The organism is Microlunatus sp. M237, from assembly GCF_056896895.1.
In genome coordinates this window covers 146,141-160,389 of sequence record NZ_JBXHBL010000002.1, presented here as the reverse complement: position 1 = coordinate 160,389, position 14,249 = coordinate 146,141, and the positions used below count along the sequence as shown (strand labels likewise).

Annotated in this window: 14 protein-coding genes; 7 read left to right on the top strand and 7 right to left on the bottom strand. The window is 72.3% G+C overall.

The features are described from left to right. Nucleotides 1–12: 12 nt before the first annotated feature. The 4 genes from pknB to thiO all read right to left on the bottom strand — a co-directional run bounded on the left by pknB (nucleotide 13) and on the right by thiO (nucleotide 4,540). A complete protein-coding gene (pknB, locus tag AC1XX3_RS06940) occupies nucleotides 13–2,112 on the bottom strand; it encodes a Stk1 family PASTA domain-containing Ser/Thr kinase (protein ID WP_483321158.1) in 2,100 nt (699 codons plus the stop codon). Between the two features lie 162 nt (nucleotides 2,113–2,274). Further along, a complete protein-coding gene (locus AC1XX3_RS06935; protein ID WP_483321157.1) occupies nucleotides 2,275–2,991 on the bottom strand; it encodes a thiazole synthase in 717 nt (238 codons plus the stop codon). Nucleotides 2,992–3,128: 137 nt separating this feature from the next. Next, complete coding sequence (thiS, locus tag AC1XX3_RS06930; protein ID WP_483320356.1) at nucleotides 3,129–3,341, bottom strand: sulfur carrier protein ThiS; 213 nt, start codon at nucleotides 3,339–3,341, stop codon at nucleotides 3,129–3,131. Then, complete coding sequence (gene thiO, locus AC1XX3_RS06925; protein ID WP_483320355.1) at nucleotides 3,338–4,540, bottom strand: glycine oxidase ThiO; 1,203 nt, start codon at nucleotides 4,538–4,540, stop codon at nucleotides 3,338–3,340. The genes thiS and thiO overlap by 4 nt, the downstream gene beginning before the upstream one ends. Nucleotides 4,541–4,642: 102 nt before the next feature. On the opposite strand from thiO, the gene thiE reads away from it, so the two are divergent. From thiE to AC1XX3_RS06910, 3 genes are read left to right on the top strand one after another with little or no spacing between them, the layout of a single operon-like run. Then, a complete protein-coding gene (gene thiE / locus AC1XX3_RS06920; protein ID WP_483320354.1) occupies nucleotides 4,643–5,374 on the top strand; it encodes a thiamine phosphate synthase in 732 nt (243 codons plus the stop codon). Beyond that, nucleotides 5,371–5,889, top strand: a complete 519-nt coding sequence (locus AC1XX3_RS06915; RefSeq protein WP_483320353.1) for a guanyl-specific ribonuclease — start codon at nucleotides 5,371–5,373, stop codon at nucleotides 5,887–5,889. The genes thiE and AC1XX3_RS06915 overlap by 4 nt, the downstream gene beginning before the upstream one ends. After that, nucleotides 5,886–6,251 (top strand): barstar family protein, encoded by a 366-nt coding sequence (locus AC1XX3_RS06910; protein WP_483320352.1) that lies wholly within the window; start codon nucleotides 5,886–5,888, stop codon nucleotides 6,249–6,251. The genes AC1XX3_RS06915 and AC1XX3_RS06910 overlap by 4 nt, the downstream gene beginning before the upstream one ends. Nucleotides 6,252–6,257: 6 nt before the next feature. Here AC1XX3_RS06910 and AC1XX3_RS06905 read toward each other — a convergent pair whose 3' ends face one another. Continuing rightward, nucleotides 6,258–7,406 (bottom strand): polyprenyl synthetase family protein, encoded by a 1,149-nt coding sequence (locus AC1XX3_RS06905; protein ID WP_483320351.1) that lies wholly within the window; start codon nucleotides 7,404–7,406, stop codon nucleotides 6,258–6,260. A 100-nt stretch (nucleotides 7,407–7,506) separates the two neighbouring features. On the opposite strand from AC1XX3_RS06905, the gene metF reads away from it, so the two are divergent. After that, nucleotides 7,507–8,433 carry a methylenetetrahydrofolate reductase [NAD(P)H] gene (gene metF, locus AC1XX3_RS06900; RefSeq protein WP_483321156.1) on the top strand — a complete coding sequence of 309 codons (927 nt, stop codon included), beginning with the start codon at nucleotides 7,507–7,509 and terminating at the stop codon, nucleotides 8,431–8,433. On the opposite strand, the gene AC1XX3_RS06895 is transcribed toward metF, so the two are convergent. Continuing rightward, a complete protein-coding gene (locus AC1XX3_RS06895) occupies nucleotides 8,384–10,624 on the bottom strand; it encodes a HelD family protein (protein ID WP_483320350.1) in 2,241 nt (746 codons plus the stop codon). The two genes, metF and AC1XX3_RS06895, sit on opposite strands and share 50 nt — an antisense overlap. A 51-nt stretch (nucleotides 10,625–10,675) precedes the next feature. Continuing rightward, nucleotides 10,676–11,974 (bottom strand): phytoene desaturase family protein, encoded by a 1,299-nt coding sequence (locus tag AC1XX3_RS06890; RefSeq protein ID WP_483320349.1) that lies wholly within the window; start codon nucleotides 11,972–11,974, stop codon nucleotides 10,676–10,678. A 70-nt stretch (nucleotides 11,975–12,044) separates the two neighbouring features. Here AC1XX3_RS06890 and AC1XX3_RS06885 point away from each other — a divergent pair, with 70 nt between their 5' ends. From AC1XX3_RS06885 to AC1XX3_RS06875, 3 genes are read left to right on the top strand one after another with little or no spacing between them, the layout of a single operon-like run. Further along, the gene (locus tag AC1XX3_RS06885; RefSeq protein WP_483320348.1) at nucleotides 12,045–13,028 is read left to right on the top strand and encodes a carbohydrate kinase family protein; all 984 of its coding nucleotides are present in this window, start codon (nucleotides 12,045–12,047) and stop codon (nucleotides 13,026–13,028) included. Nucleotides 13,029–13,048: 20 nt separating this feature from the next. Beyond that, nucleotides 13,049–13,423: an Rdx family protein gene (locus AC1XX3_RS06880; RefSeq protein ID WP_483320347.1), complete on the top strand. Its 375-nt coding sequence runs from the start codon at nucleotides 13,049–13,051 to the stop codon at nucleotides 13,421–13,423. 9 nt (nucleotides 13,424–13,432) lie between these two features. Further along, nucleotides 13,433–14,167: a PIG-L deacetylase family protein gene (locus tag AC1XX3_RS06875; protein WP_483320346.1), complete on the top strand. Its 735-nt coding sequence runs from the start codon at nucleotides 13,433–13,435 to the stop codon at nucleotides 14,165–14,167. Nucleotides 14,168–14,249: the final 82 nt, after the last annotated feature.

The following is a 14,249-nucleotide window of genomic DNA, read 5'->3' as shown; positions in this document are numbered from 1 at the left end:
AACGGGGCTGCCTCAGACGAGGTACAGCGTGATGGTGGCGCCTTGGGGCGCCTTGTCCTTGGCCTTCGGGCCGGTGTAGGCCACGTAACCCAGCCCGAGGAAGTTCACCGGGGCGCGCTTGGTGGTGACCCGGAAGCCCGCCTCCTGCATCACCTTGGTGGCGGCGTCGACCCCCATGGCGGTGACGTTCGGCACGGTGACCATCACCGGCCCGAGCGAGCGCTGCACGGTGATGGTGTCGCCGGCCTTGCCGTTGCCGGACCGCGGCGTCTGGCTGATCACCGCGCCGACGGCGACCGTGGCGGAGTGCGCCGTGGTCACCGTGACCCGGAAGCCGGCCTTCTTCAGGGTCGCCTCGGCGTCACCGGCGCGGCGACCCGTCAGGTCGGGAATCGCGATCGGTCGGGGTCCGCGGGACACCTCGAGGTCGATCTCGGTCTGCTTCTTCAGCCGGCTGCCCGGCTTGGCTGACGCGGACAGCACCACGCCCTTGGCGACGCGCTCCGAGTACGTCTGCTTCACCTCGCCCAGCGCGAGGTTCGCCTCGGCGAGGGCTGCCTCGGCGCGGCCCTGACGAAGGCCGACCACCGTCGGCATCGCGTAGCGCTCCGGGCCCTTGGACACGATGGCGGCGATCTCGCTGCCGTCGAGCACCTTGGCGCCCGGATCGGGCTGGGTGGCGATGACCTTCCCCTTGGGAACCGTCTCGCTGAAGGCGGACTCGAACACCACGCTCAGCCCGGCTCCGCTGGCCAGCTGCTCCGCCTGCTCGGCGCTCAGCGACGTCAGCGCCGGTGCGCTGGTGTAGCGGCCGTCGACCAGATACCACCCGGTGACGGCCGCGGCGGTGGTGAGCAGCAGGACGAGCAACAGCGCCAGCCAGCCACGACGACGTCGGCGGATCTGCCGTTCGCGGCGCTCGGCGAGCCGCGACGCCGAGACCTGGTGCAGCTCACGGGGGACCGCAGGCGGTGGGGCGTCGCGCACATGCGGCGGCGCGTACCGCAGCGGCTCCGGCCGGGCACCGCCGGGCGCCGGCGAACCGGGGCGGGGCGCCGGACGGAGGTCGGCCGTACCGAGGGTGACGCTGCGCTCGGTGCTGACGTGCGGTGGGCGCTGGCTGCGGGGCGGCGGGGGCGAGACCAGCTGGGTCGGCTCGTAGTCGGAGGAGTAGGCGGCCACGTCCGGGCCGTCGACCCGCAGCGCCCGCACCGGCAAGGTCAGGTCCTGGGTCAGCTCGGGGTCGTCCAGCAGCCCGTCCCGCAGGGCGGCACGGACCCGGCGGACGTGGGTCAGCAGCACTTTCGCGTCGTGCGGGCGCAGGTCGGGGTCGCGGGCGGTGGCCCGGGCGATCAACGCGTCCAGGTAGGGCGGCACCGGTCCTGCGGTGGCGTAGCCGGACGGGGCCGGGACGTCCTTGTGCACGTGGGCGTACGCCACCTGGATCGGGGTGTCGCCGGTGTGCGGCTTGCGGCCGGTGAGCATCTCGAACAGCACCACCCCGGTGCTGTAGACGTCGGAGCGGGCGTCGGACTTGCCGGACACGACGAGCTCGGGCGGCAGATAGGACACCGTGCCGATCAGCAGTCCGGCCGTCGCGGTGGAGGTCTGGGCGCTGATCGCCTTGGCCAGTCCGAAGTCAGCCACCTTGAGCTGACCGCGGTCGGAGATGAGGACGTTCTCGGGCTTCACGTCACGGTGCACCAGGCCGGCGTCGTGGGCGGCGGCGAGAGCGCTGAGCACCGGCTCGATCATCTCCAGGGCACGGATCGGCGTCAGCGGCGCCTCACGGCTCAACACGTCGCGCAGCGTCTGACCCTCGACGTACTCCATCACGATGTAGGGCCGGCCGTTGTCGTGACCCTGGTCGAAGACCGAGACCACGTTGGGGTGGGAGAGCCGGGCGGCGGCGCGGGCCTCCCGGTCGAACTTGCGGGCGAACTCGGCGTCGTCACCGAGACCGATGTGCATCACCTTGACCGCGACGGTGCGGGTCAGCCGGTTGTCCACCGCCTGGTAGACGGTCGCCATGCCGCCGCGGGCCAGCCGCGAGATGATCTGGTAGCGCCCGTCGAGCACATGACCCACCAGGGGGTCGCCGATGCTCGTCATGGACACGCTCGCTCCAAACACGGTGGGGAAGGAGGCCGTGCTGGCCTAGGGCCAGAGTCTAGGAGCGGGTCACCGGATCCGGGCGTACGGCGCGCCGCGGTCCCGGTCGCTGTTTGTGCCGGCTGCATCCTCATCTCCCTGCTCGATCTGCCGCGTCGCTGGTCAGTCGATCCGCCGCTCGGGGCTGGACGAGGCCACCGCGAAGCGGCGTACCGGGATCCGCCCGGCGCCGCGGGCCAGCCGACCGGCGCGGACCGCGAGCTTCATCGCCTCCGCCATCGCGACCGGATGCTCGGCGCGGGTGACGGCCGAGGCCAGCAGCACCGCGTCACAGCCGAGCTCCATCGCCTGCGCCGCCTCGGACGCCGTCCCCAGCCCGGCGTCCAGGATCACCGGCACCCCCGCCGCCGCCACAATCAGCTCGATGTTGTGCGGGTTGCGGATGCCCAGCCCGGAACCGATCGGCGCGCCCAGCGGCATCACCGCGGCACAGCCGGCGTCCTCCAGCCGACGGGCCAGCACCGGGTCGTCGTTGGTGTAGGGCAGCACCACGAAGCCGTCGGCGACCAGGCGCTCGGCCGCGTCCAGCAGCTCGATCGGGTCGGGCAGCAGCGTGGTCTCGTCGGCGATCACCTCGAGCTTCACCCACGGTGTGCCGAGTGCCTCGCGGGCCAGCTGGGCGGTGAGCACCGCCTCGGCGCTGGTGTAGCAGCCGGCGGTGTTCGGCAGCACGGCGATGTGGTGGCGGTCCAGCACGTCCAGCACCGAGCCCGGCGCGCTCGGGTCCACCCGGCGCATGGCAACCGTGGTCAGCTCGGTGCCGCTGGCCAGCAGCGCCTGCTCCATCACCTCCAGGCTGGGGGCGCCACCGGTGCCCATGATCAGTCGGGAGCTGAAGGTCCGGTCAGCGATCCGGAGCAGGTCGGCGGGCGCCCCGGTGCTGATCGGCCCTGGGGTGATCGAGTCGGGCTTGATCGGGTCGGTGCTGATCGGAACGGTCATGGTCTCACTCCTGTTCAGCCGCCCTGGACGGCCGTGACGATCTCGATCCGGGCACCCTCATACAGAGCGGTGGCGGCGTGCTGGGTCCGAGGCACCACGGCGCCGTCGAGGGCGACGGCGAACCCGCGTGGCAGGGCGCCGCCGGCGTCGGCCCGGTCGGCGACCAGCTCCGCCACGGTGGTCCGGGCGGCCACCTGCTGCGGCACGCCGTTGACAAGGATGTTCACCACCGACCTCCAGTCGGGAGAGTGCCGTTCGGGAGAGGGCCGTCCGGGAGGAAGGAGTCCGGGAGGTCGGCAGCGCGGAACCGGTCCAGCGTGTAGCCCGCCGCCACCGCGGGCAGGGCGCCCGTATCGACCAGCTCGGCCAGCGCCAACGCGGTGATCGGTGTCAACAGCACCCCGTTGCGGTAGTGCCCGGTCGCCAGCAGCAGCCCTTCGACAGCACACCCGCCCAGCACGGGGGCGTTGTCGGGCGTGCCTGGCCGGAAGCCGACGGAGGTCTCGGCCAAGGCGTACTCACTGGTCATCGGGACCACCTGCCGCGCATCGCGCAGCAGCTCGTACGTCCCCCCGGCCGTGACCCGCGGCTCGAAGCCGAGCTCCTCGACGGTGGCCCCGACGACCACCTCGCGGCCGCTTTCTCGGGGCACCAGATAGACCTCGCTGCCGTCGGTGAACGCGCGGACGGTGAGCGACGGCGACGGCAGCCGGCCCGGGTCGAGGCGGAGGATCTGCCCCTTGACCGGGCGTACGGGCAGCGGCGGCACACCGCGGACCTGGGCCGCCCAGGCACCGTTGGCCAGCACCACCCGGTCGGCGCTGAGGGACGTCCCGTCGGCCAGCACCACGCCGGTGGCCCGACCCGCGGTGGCGCTGACCTCGTGCACGAAGCCGTCGACCTCGACCACGCCGGCGCGAGCCGCAGCCGCCACCAGCGCCCGCCAGAGCAGCCGGTTGTCGCAGCTCCAGTCGCCAGGGACCAGCAGCCCGCCCCGGACCGCCGGCGACAGCAGCGGCTCCAGCTGGCGGCATTCGCGGCTGGTCAGCCGCTGCCCGGCCAATCCGCAGCGGTGGAGGAAGTCGCCCAGGACACCGAGGCGCCGGGCGTCGTCGGCGGTGGCAGCCACCGAGAGGGTCGGGCGGCGGCTCAGCCCGCCGGGCAGCCCGGAGGCGTCCTCCAGCTCGGCCACGAAGTCGGGGTACGCCGCCAGCGAGGCACGGTTCAGCTCGAGCAGTCCCCGTTCGGTGAAGGTGGTCTCGGTGACCGGCGCCAGCATGCCGGCAGCCACCCCGGAGGCGGCGGCAGCACGCTCTCCGGTGACCACGCTGACCTGCAGCCCGGCCAGCGCCAGGCGCCAGGCGATGGCCGTACCGATCAGGCCACCGCCGACCACCACGACGTCGGCCGGCGCGAATCGAGACATGTCCCCATCCTAGGCAGGCCGGCACCGATGCCGGTCCGGCGAGCGGGTCCACCCCCGCGGGCGTACCTTCTCAGAGCCGAGCGCGGGAGCTACTGTTGCGCCGTGACCGCCTTGATGGGCCTCGACACCCGGATGCGACTGGCCCGCCTCTATCTGTGCACCGATGCCCGCCTCGCGCAGGGTGACCTCGCCGACTTCGTCGACGAAGCGTTCGCCGGCGGGGTCGACATCGTGCAGCTGCGGCAGAAGAACATGGATCCCGAGGCCGAGCTGGCCGCGCTGGAGACGGTGCGAGAGGTGGCCCGGCGCCACTCCGGCCTGGTCTGCGTCAACGACTCGCCGGAGCTGGCCGGGCGGTTCGGCGCCGACGTCCTGCACCTGGGGCAGACCGACGGACCCGCCGCTGACGGGCGACGGCACCTGCACGAGTGGGCCCAGCTCGGTCGCTCCACCCACGCGGCGGACCAGACCGACGCCGCCGTCGCCGACCCGGACGTGGACTACTTCTGCGTCGGCCCGGTGTACCCGACCGCGACCAAGCCGGACTACGCCGCGGTGGGGCTCGACCTGGTCCGCTACGCCGCCCGGGTCGCCCCGCCGTCCGCCCCCGCCGCCAAGCCCTGGTTCGCGATCGGCGGCATCACCATCGACAACCTCGACGACGTGCTGGCCGCCGGCGCCCGCCGGATCTGCGTCGTCCGCCCGATCACCGAGGCAGCCGACCCCCGCGAGGCCGCCCGCCGGCTGAAGCAACGGCTCCGCGAAGCCTGGGCCGACGACCCGGCGATGGCGGACTACACCCTTGCGGTGTTCGGCGGGGGAACGAGCCGATGAGCGACTCGACCCCCGACGGCCGCAGCGGTGTCTCGCTGCGGTCCGCGACCCTGATCGTCGCCGCAGTCGTGGTGGCGGCGCTGCTGTTGCTGGGCGGGCGGTGGGGACTCCAGACGCTCAACGCCGAGCCGGCCGCGCCGGCCAGCGTTCGGACGATGGCGGGCGCCGTCACCCCCTGCGACTGCGGCACTCTCACCGAGGCGCGCCAGGCCACGCCGTCGAAGCCGGCCAGCGAGCTCCCGGTCGTCCGGCTGACCTCGCTGCCGACCCAGGCGCGGGAGACCGTGCGGCTGATCGACAGCGGGGGACCGTACCCGTATGACAAGGACGGGGCGGTGTTCGCCAACCGTGAGCAACGCCTGCCGAAGAAGGCCCGCGGCTACTACCGGGAGTACACCGTGGTGACCCCGAAGTCGGCGGATCGCGGCGCGCGGCGGATCATCGCCGGCGACGGTGGCCGCGAGCTGTACTGGACCAGCGACCACTACCAGTCCTTCAGCCGGGTGAGCCGATGAGCTTCGACCCTGCCGTGCTGCTGGAGCAGCCGCTGCGCGGCGGCGTGCATCACAGCGAGACCCCGCCGGAGAACGCGGTGGAGGCGCTGCGCCGGGCCGGTTGGCACGCCGCGCGGATCGGGCCGGTGAGCGGCCCGGCCGAGTTCTACGACGCCGTCGCCGCCGCGCTGCACTTCCCGCCGCATTTCGGCCAGAACCTGGACGCGCTGTGGGACTGCCTGACCGACCTCGACCAGCCGACTGCGCTGGTCTGGGTGGGCTGGCAGCGGATCGCCGACGACCCGGCCTGGTGGCCCGAGATCAGCGGGCTGCTGGAGGAGCGGGCCGACGAGGACCCGCCGTTCGCCGTGCTGCTCTGCTGAACCGACTCAGGACGCGCGGTGGACGGCCGCCTCGGCCAGGGCGGTGAGGCCGGCGCGGCCTTCCGGAGCCATCTCGGCCCCGGCCAGGGCTGTCATCGCCGCGTCCAGGCCGGCCTCGATCATGGTCTCCACTGCCTCGGCCGCGCCGGAGTCCGCGATCACCGTCTGCAGCGCCGCGATCCCGGCCGGATCCAGCGACGGATCGCCCAGCCGCTCGCGGAGCAGCCGACGCCCGGCAGGTCCGGTGCGACCGAACGCGTGCGCCACCAGCACAGTCCGCTTGCCCTCACGAAGGTCATCGCCGGCAGGTTTGCCCGTCACGGCCGGGTCGCCGAACACGCCGAGCAGATCATCGCGGTATTGGAAGGCCCGTCCCAGCGGGGACCCGTACGCCGCCAGAGCGCTGAGCAGGGCGGGATCGGCACCGCCGACGGCCGCCCCGAACTGGCACGGCCGCTGCACGGTGTAGCGCGCGGACTTGAACTCCACCACCCGGCTGGCCTCGTCCAGCGCGCCGGCATCGTTCTCGTCCCGAGGCCAGGGCCGCGACTGGGCCAGCACGTCGAGATACTGCCCGCAGGTGACCTCGGTCCGCATGGTCTCCACCAGCGGCAGTCCGCGAGCCAGGTCTGCCGGCGCCAGCCCGGCCTCGGACAGCATCTGCACCGACCACATCACCAGCAGGTCACCCAGCAGGATGGCGCCGGCCCGACCGAAGGGCTCGGGATCGCCCAACCGTTGCGAATCACGGTGCAGGGCCTCGAACTGGCGGTGGGCAGCGGGCCGGCCACGGCGCAGGTCCGAGGCGTCCATCACGTCGTCGTGCACCAGGGCGCTGACGTGCAGCAGGTCCAGGCTGGCCGCCGCGGTCACCACGGCCGAGGTGGTGGCCGGCAACCCCGCCGCGGCAACATGCCCCCAGACGGCGAAGGCCGGTCGCAGCCGCTTGCCGCCACGCAGCAGCTCGCCGGCCATCCGCCGTACCGTGTCGAGCTGGGGGCCCATCGCCGCGAGGACGGCTGCCTGCCGGTCAACGAAGGCGTCGATCTGCGTGGTCACCGCGGCCAGGAACGGCTGCGCCAGTGGTGCCGTCGGGTCGAGCGCGATGGTGCGCGGATCAGCCGACGATCGAGGATCGGCGCGTGGGTCAGTCACATGCTGAGCCTACGGACGGGCGTTGCCGCGTTGTCTTAGGGTGGGACCCATGTCGGTCAGTGCCAGTGCCCCCGTGTCCACGCCCTCGTCGGGCTCCGGGATGCTGCGGCCCACCCAGCCGGCCCGGGGTCCGCTGCGGGCCCCCACGATCGCCGAGCTGCTCGCGGCCGGTGAGCGCCCGCTCTACTCGTTCGAGTTCTTCCCGCCCAAGGACGACGTCCAGTCGCGCCAGCTGTGGCAGACCGTTCGTGAGCTCGAGGCACTCGGCCCCGACTTCGTCTCGGTCACGTACGGGGCCAGCGGGTCCACCCGCGACCGGACGATCGCCGCCACCGCGGCCATCGCGGAGCACACCACGCTGCGGTCGATGGCGCACCTGACCTGCGCCAGCCAGTCAGTCGACCAGCTCCGCCGGGTCATCGGCTCCTACGCGGGAGCCGGCGTACGGCACGTGCTGGCCATCCGCGGCGACATGCCCGGCGGGCCCACCGTGCCGTGGCAGCGCCACCCGGAGGGACTGGCCAACGCCACCGAGCTGGTCGCGCTGGTGCGCGAGCTCGGGGACTTCTGCGTCGGGGTCGGGGCGTTTCCCGACGTCCACCCAGAGCGCTCCGACGCCGCGCTGGACGCGCAGCTGCTGGTGGACAAGGCCAACGCCGGCGCCTCGTTCGCCATCACCCAGCTCTTCTTCACGGTGTCGCGCTACACCGAGCTGGTAGACCGGGTCCGCTCGCTCGGCTGCGACCTGCCGATCATCCCGGGCATCATGCCCATCACCAACGTGTCCCAGCTGACCCGGTTCGCCGAGCTGTCCGGCGCCGAGCTGCCGGCCGCCGTGGTGGACCGGGTCGAGACCGTGGCCAATGATCCGGAGGCGGTGCGCCGGGTCGGGCTGGAGATCGCGACCGACATGTGCCACCAGCTGCTGGAGGTCGGCGCTCCGGGCCTGCACTTCTACACCCAGAACCGGTCCAAGGTCACCCGAGAGATTTTCTCCAGACTGCACCGGGAGCCGCGTCCAGCGTGACCAGGCGCTGGGTCGGTCGGGTCAGGGCGACGTAGAGCACCCGGACCCCGCCGGGCGACTCGGCCACGATGTCGTCCGGGCTCACCACCAGCACGCCGTCGTACTCCAGACCCTTGGACTCCAGCGGGGTCACCACCACCACCCGGTTCCCGGCGTCCTGCAGCGCGGCCGAGACATCGGCCAGCTGCGACGGTGCCGCGATGACGCCGACGGTGCCCTCGACCGCTGCCAACAGGTCGCTGACCGCGGCCGGGACAGCGGAAACCAGCTCGCCCTCGGGCGCGACCAGCAGCAGCGGGTCGATCCCGGTCGAGCGCACCGCCGTCGGCAGGTCGGCGTCCGGGTAGGCCTCGACCACCACCCGTGATGCCAGGTCGAAGACCTCGGCCGGGCTGCGGTAGTTGGTGCTCATCCGGAACCGGCGGGTCGGCGCGCTGCCGACCAGGTCCTGCAACGCCTTGGCCGACTCGGCGGTGTCGGGCCAGGAGCTCTGGGCGGGGTCGCCGACGATGGTCCAGCTGGCCTGGGAGCCACGGCGGCGCAGCATCCGCCACTGCATCGGGGTGATGTCCTGCGCCTCGTCGACCAAGATATGGGTGTACGTCTGGTGCGGCGACGCGAACGGGTCGATCTCCTTGACCGGTGTCAGCCGGTCCATGGTGGTCACCACCTCGGTCACGTCCTCGTCGGCGTCGATGAACAGCGACACCTCGGTGCTCTCCGCGTCCGGCACGGGCCCGAGCAGGTGCACCAGCTCGTCCAGCAGGGCGCCGTCGGCGGCGGTCCAGTCGCCCGGCTCGCGTCGACCGAGGTCGGCGTACGACCCGGCGAGAGCCTCCTGCTCGGCCGCGGACAGCACCGAGCCGGCGACCGTGGCGACCATCTGCGGGTCGGCCAGCCGAGCCAGCGCGGTGGTGGCGCTGAGGGCGGGCCACCAGGCGTTGCAGAACATCTTGAAGGCGGCCAGGTCGGTGACCAGGTCGTCGAACTCGTCCCGCTCGAGATCGATCTCGCGCGGCTTCACCCGCCACAGCGCGTTCAGCAGGGCGGACTCGGCAGCGTCACGGCCCTGGTTGAGCTTGTGATGGGCCAGCACCTCGGCCCGGATCCGGGCCAGAACGGCGGTGCTGACCACCAGCACCTCGCCCCGGACCATCACCCGCAGCTCCAGCGGCATCCGCTGCGGCGGCTCGCCGACCAGGCGCTTGAGCACGGTGGCCATCCGGAGGCTGCCCTTGACCGCCAGCGCCTCGGCGCTGTCCAGCCGCTCGCCACGCAGCCGGACGACGTCGGAGGCGACGGTGCCGATCGAGCGGAGGGTGACCGAGTCCTCGCCGAGCGAGGGGAGCACCCGCTCGATGTAGTTCATGAACACCCGGCTCGGACCGACCACCAGGACACCGCCGGACTCGAACCGGCGCCGGTTGGAGTAGAGCAGATAGGCCGCCCGATGCAGCGCGACCACGGTCTTGCCGGTGCCCGGGCCGCCGCTGATCATGGTGACGCCCTGGTACGGCGCCCGGATGGCCTCGTCCTGCTCGGCCTGGATGGTGGCGACGATGTCCTTCATCTGGTGTCCGCGGGCCCGCGACAGGGCCGCCATCAGGGCGCCCTCGCCGATCACCACCAGCTCGTGGTCGGCGGAGTCCCCGTCGAGCAGGTCGTCCTCGATCCCGATCACCCTCATGCCCGAGGAGCGCAGCACCCGGCGGCGGGTGACCTGCATCGGGTTGGACGGGGTGGCGCGGTAGAACGGCTCAGCCGCCGGCGCCCGCCAGTCGATCACCAGGGGCTCGTAGTCGGCGTCGCGGACGCCGATCCGGCCCACGTAGCGGACCTCGCCGTCGGTGCGGTCGAGCCGGCCGAAGACCAGGCCCTCGTGTTCGGCGTCCAGCACAGCCAGCCGTTTCGCGGACTGGAAGGCGAAGACGTCGCGCTCGTAGAGTCCGGTGCCGTCCTCCTCCCGGACGAAGTTGGCCCGATCCGACTGGTAGAGCGACTTGCCCTCGGCCGCCACCTGCCGGGCCGAGCGGGTCGCTTCGTCGAGCCGGGCGTAGACGAGGTCGACGTGGGCTTGCTCCACGGCGATCTCGCGCTGCAGGGCACTGTCCGCGCCGTCGGCCGGGGTCGGGGAGCCGGAATGATCCGGCTGGGCCGACTCGTCGGGCGACGACGAATCCGCGTACGTCAAGAAGTCATCCCTAATCCGAGAAAATGGACAGTTCACTCTACAGGCCAGAACTCACCCGAGGTAGTCGTAACAGGCGTAGGAGGCCAAGGCGCCGGACAGCACCACGTGCGACGGCTGCGCGCCACCCCGGGAGAAGGGCCCGGCCAGGAACAGTCCGGTCACCGCGCTGCTGGTCGGCGGCCGTCGGAGCCAGCTCGACCAGCCACGCCAGGCGACCCCGGCGGAGCGGGTCGGCACGGTGGCGCCGAAGTCGTGCGTGGTCACCAGGGTGCGCGTCCCCAGCGGTCGTCGGTACGTCACCACGGGTCCGAAGCGACCATGCAGCACCGTCTCGGTGACCTCGGTGCTGTGCAGGTCGTCGAACCGGTGCTGCACGGTCGGCGCCAGCGCCGGGCTCAACCGGTGCAGGCCGCGGCGCTCGGGCCGGGCAGCGCCGCGCGGCAGCAGCTCGTCGTAGGTCTGCCACGGGTCTGTGGTGCAGATCACCGCCGCCGCGTCCACCTGCTGGCCATCGGCGGTGCGGACCGAGGTGGCGCGGGACCCCGCCAGACCGATCTGCGTCACCGTCGTGCCCAGCCGGACGTCCACCCGACGCTGTCGCAGCCGGTCGGTCAGCACGTCGACCAGGACCGAGCTGCGCCCGGATTCGGCGCCCTCGAGCACCCACCTGCCGAACGTACGCTCCGTCGCCAGGTCGATGGCGCACCAGGCGGGCGTCCGGCTCGGCACCGAGCCCAGCCGGTACGCGACCAGCCGGAGCAGCGCCCCCAGGTGCGGGTGGGCGACCTCCTGGGCCAGCTGCTCCAGGCTCTGTCGCGAGCGCAGGCGACGGCGGACCCCCCGGGTCAGCTGGCTGCGGTCGCGCAGCTCCGCCTCAAGCCCGAGCGGGCGTACTGTCTGCCAGACGTCGTCGAAGGAGTCCAGCAGCGTCCGCCAGCGCTGCGCCAGCTGCGTCCCGTACGCGGCGACCATGGCCGCGTACTGCTCGCCGCGGTCGGTCGGCAGCTCCAGCTCGGTACCGTCGGCGAAGACGTGCCGGGCCGGCACCGCCGGCTGCAGGGTGTAGTCGTGGCGCTGCAGCTCGACGTCGAAGGGCCGGCCGCTCTTGCGCAGCAGGTCCCGCCACGGGGCGGGGAAGCTCAGCACGCTCGGCGCGGCGTCGACCCGGACGCCGTCCACCAGCCGAGACGCCCAGCGGCCGCCGAGCCGGTCGTCGGCCTCGAACAGGACAACCGAGACGCCGGCCTTGGCCAGCCTGGCCGCGGCGGCGATCCCCGCCATCCCACCCCCGACCACCACCACCGGCGGACCCTCGCGGTTGCGGCGCCCGGGTGGGCTGGAGGTCGTCACGGGGCAACGGTAGGTGATGGGGCCGCAACGTCGGTCCCGCAGGGTCGGCGTGACCGCTAGGCTGCGCTGCGTGCAGATTGCCGTGACCGGATCCATCGCCATGGACCACCTGATGACCTTCCCTGGCCGCTTCGCCGAATCGCTGGTGGCGGAACGACTGGAGCGGATCTCCTTGTCCTTCCTGGTGGAGGACCTGCAGATCAAGCGGGGTGGCATCGCGCCCAACATCTCCTTCGGACTCGCAGCCCTGGGCCTCGACCCGCTGCTGGTCGGCGCCGTGGGGGAGGACTTCGAGGAATACCGCGCCTGGCTGGACCGGCACGGCGTCATCACCTGGCCGGTGCACGTGTCGGAGACCAAGCACACCGCGCGGTTCGTCTGCACCACCGACGTGGACAACGCCCAGATCGGCTCCTTCTACACCGGCGCCATGGCGGAAGCGCGGCAAATCGAGCTCAAGCCGATCGCCGACAAGGTGGGCGGTCTTGACCTGGTCGTCATCTCACCGAACGACCCGGAGGCCATGCAGCGGCACACCGACGAGTGCCGCGCCCGGGGCTACTCCTTCGTCGCCGACCCGTCGCAACAGCTGGCGTGGATGGACGGGACGGCGATCAAGCGGCTGATCGACGGAGCCACCTATCTGTTCTCCAACGACTACGAGGACTCGCTGATCAGCCAGAAGACCGGCTGGAGCCATGAGGAGATCCTCAGCCGGGTCGGTACCCGCGTCATCACCCGGGGCAAGGACGGCGCGAGCATCGAGGTGGCCGGTCAGCCGCGGATCGACGTCGGGATCGTCCCCGAGGTGGCCCGGCTGGATCCCACCGGTGTCGGTGACGCCTTCCGGGCCGGCTTCATCGCCGGCCTGTCCTGGGGGCTCGCGCCGGAGCGCTGCGCGCAGCTCGGCTCACTGCTCTCGAGCTATGTGGTGGCTGTGGTCGGCACCCAGGAGTACCGGTTCGGCGGCACCTTCCTGCCGCGATTCGAGCGTACCTACGGTGCCGAGGCCGCGGCCGAGATCGAGCCGTACCTCGCCGGCGTACGGCTCTGACCCGCAGCCAGGAGGACCCGATGAGCGATCCGCAGCAACCGCCTACGCCGATCGCCGACCCGCCCATCGGCCCACGGGTGGTGATCACCTACTGCACCCAGTGCCGGTGGCTGTTGCGCGCCTCCTGGCTCGCCTCGGAGCTGCTGACCACGTTCACCACCGACATCGGTGAGCTGTCGTTGCGACCGGGCACCGGCGGCGTCTTCACCATTGCCATCGACGAGGTGACGGTCTGGGACCGCAAGGTCGACGGCGGTTTCCCCGAGATCGGCCCGCTGAAGCGGCTGGTCCGGGACCGGGTGGCGCCTCACCGGGATCTGGGTCACAGCGACCGGGCGGCCAACCGGGCGCCGTCAGCGGTGGAACCGGGAGCGTCGGAGCCGCGCCGTCCTTAGGCTGTGGCCATGACTGATCTGGAGCTGGTGGACGAGTCCTGGGACACAGCGCTGTGCGTGGTGGCCCACCCCGACGATCTGGAGTTCGGCGCGGCCGCGGCGGTGGCCCGGTGGACCGACCAGGGCAAGACCGTGGTCTACGCCATGGTCACCAGCGGCGAAGCCGGAATCGACGGTCTCGAGCCGGGCGAGTGCCGTCGGGTCCGCGAGGCTGAGCAGGTGGAGTCGGCCCGCATCGTCGGTGTCGACGTGGTGGACTTTCTCGGCCAGCCCGACGGGGTGCTGGAGTACGGCGTCGCGCTGCGCCGGGTGATCTGTGCCTCGATTCGCAAGCACCGCCCCGAGATCGTGATCACCGGCAACTTCCGCGACACCTGGGGCGGCCGCTCGCTGAACCAGGCAGACCACATCGCGACCGGCCGAGCGGTGCTGGACGCCGCCCGCGACGCCGGCAACCGGTGGGTGTTCGCCGAGCAGCTGGTCGACGGCGTGGAGCCCTGGGGCGGCGTCCGGCAGGTCTGGGCCGCGGGTTCGCCGGAGGCCGGGCACGGCGCCGACACCACAGCGACGTTCGACCGCGGTGTGGCCTCACTGGCGGCGCACCGCGCCTACATCGACGGTCTCGGCTGGGAGCACTTCGACCCGGAGGAGTTCCTCGAGGGGGCGGCCCGCCCCGCCGGCACGCGTCTGGGCGTGCGGTTCGCCACGACCTTCGAGGTCTTCTCGATGGGCTGGGGCGAGTGATCGTCGCGTGGCGTCGTCCCCGCGTGTTCTGAAGAACTGTTCTGACGAACCGTCACCGGGGCGGTTCTTGACGAACTGTCAG

Excerpts from the sequence above, each read along its gene's own strand:
- pknB (WP_483321158.1), bottom strand. The coding sequence starts at position 2,112 with ATGACGAGCATCGGCGACCCCCTGGTGGGTCATGTGCTCGACGGGCGC.
- AC1XX3_RS06935 (WP_483321157.1), bottom strand. The coding sequence starts at position 2,991 with ATGGGCACCGGTGGCGCCCCCAGCCTGGAGGTGATGGAGCAGGCGCTG.
- thiO (WP_483320355.1), bottom strand. The coding sequence starts at position 4,540 with ATGTCTCGATTCGCGCCGGCCGACGTCGTGGTGGTCGGCGGTGGCCTG.
- AC1XX3_RS06915 (WP_483320353.1), top strand. The coding sequence starts at position 5,371 with ATGAGCGACTCGACCCCCGACGGCCGCAGCGGTGTCTCGCTGCGGTCC.
- AC1XX3_RS06910 (WP_483320352.1), top strand. The coding sequence starts at position 5,886 with ATGAGCTTCGACCCTGCCGTGCTGCTGGAGCAGCCGCTGCGCGGCGGC.
- metF (WP_483321156.1), top strand. The coding sequence starts at position 7,507 with ATGCTGCGGCCCACCCAGCCGGCCCGGGGTCCGCTGCGGGCCCCCACG.
- AC1XX3_RS06880 (WP_483320347.1), top strand. The coding sequence starts at position 13,049 with ATGAGCGATCCGCAGCAACCGCCTACGCCGATCGCCGACCCGCCCATC.
- AC1XX3_RS06875 (WP_483320346.1), top strand. The coding sequence starts at position 13,433 with ATGACTGATCTGGAGCTGGTGGACGAGTCCTGGGACACAGCGCTGTGC.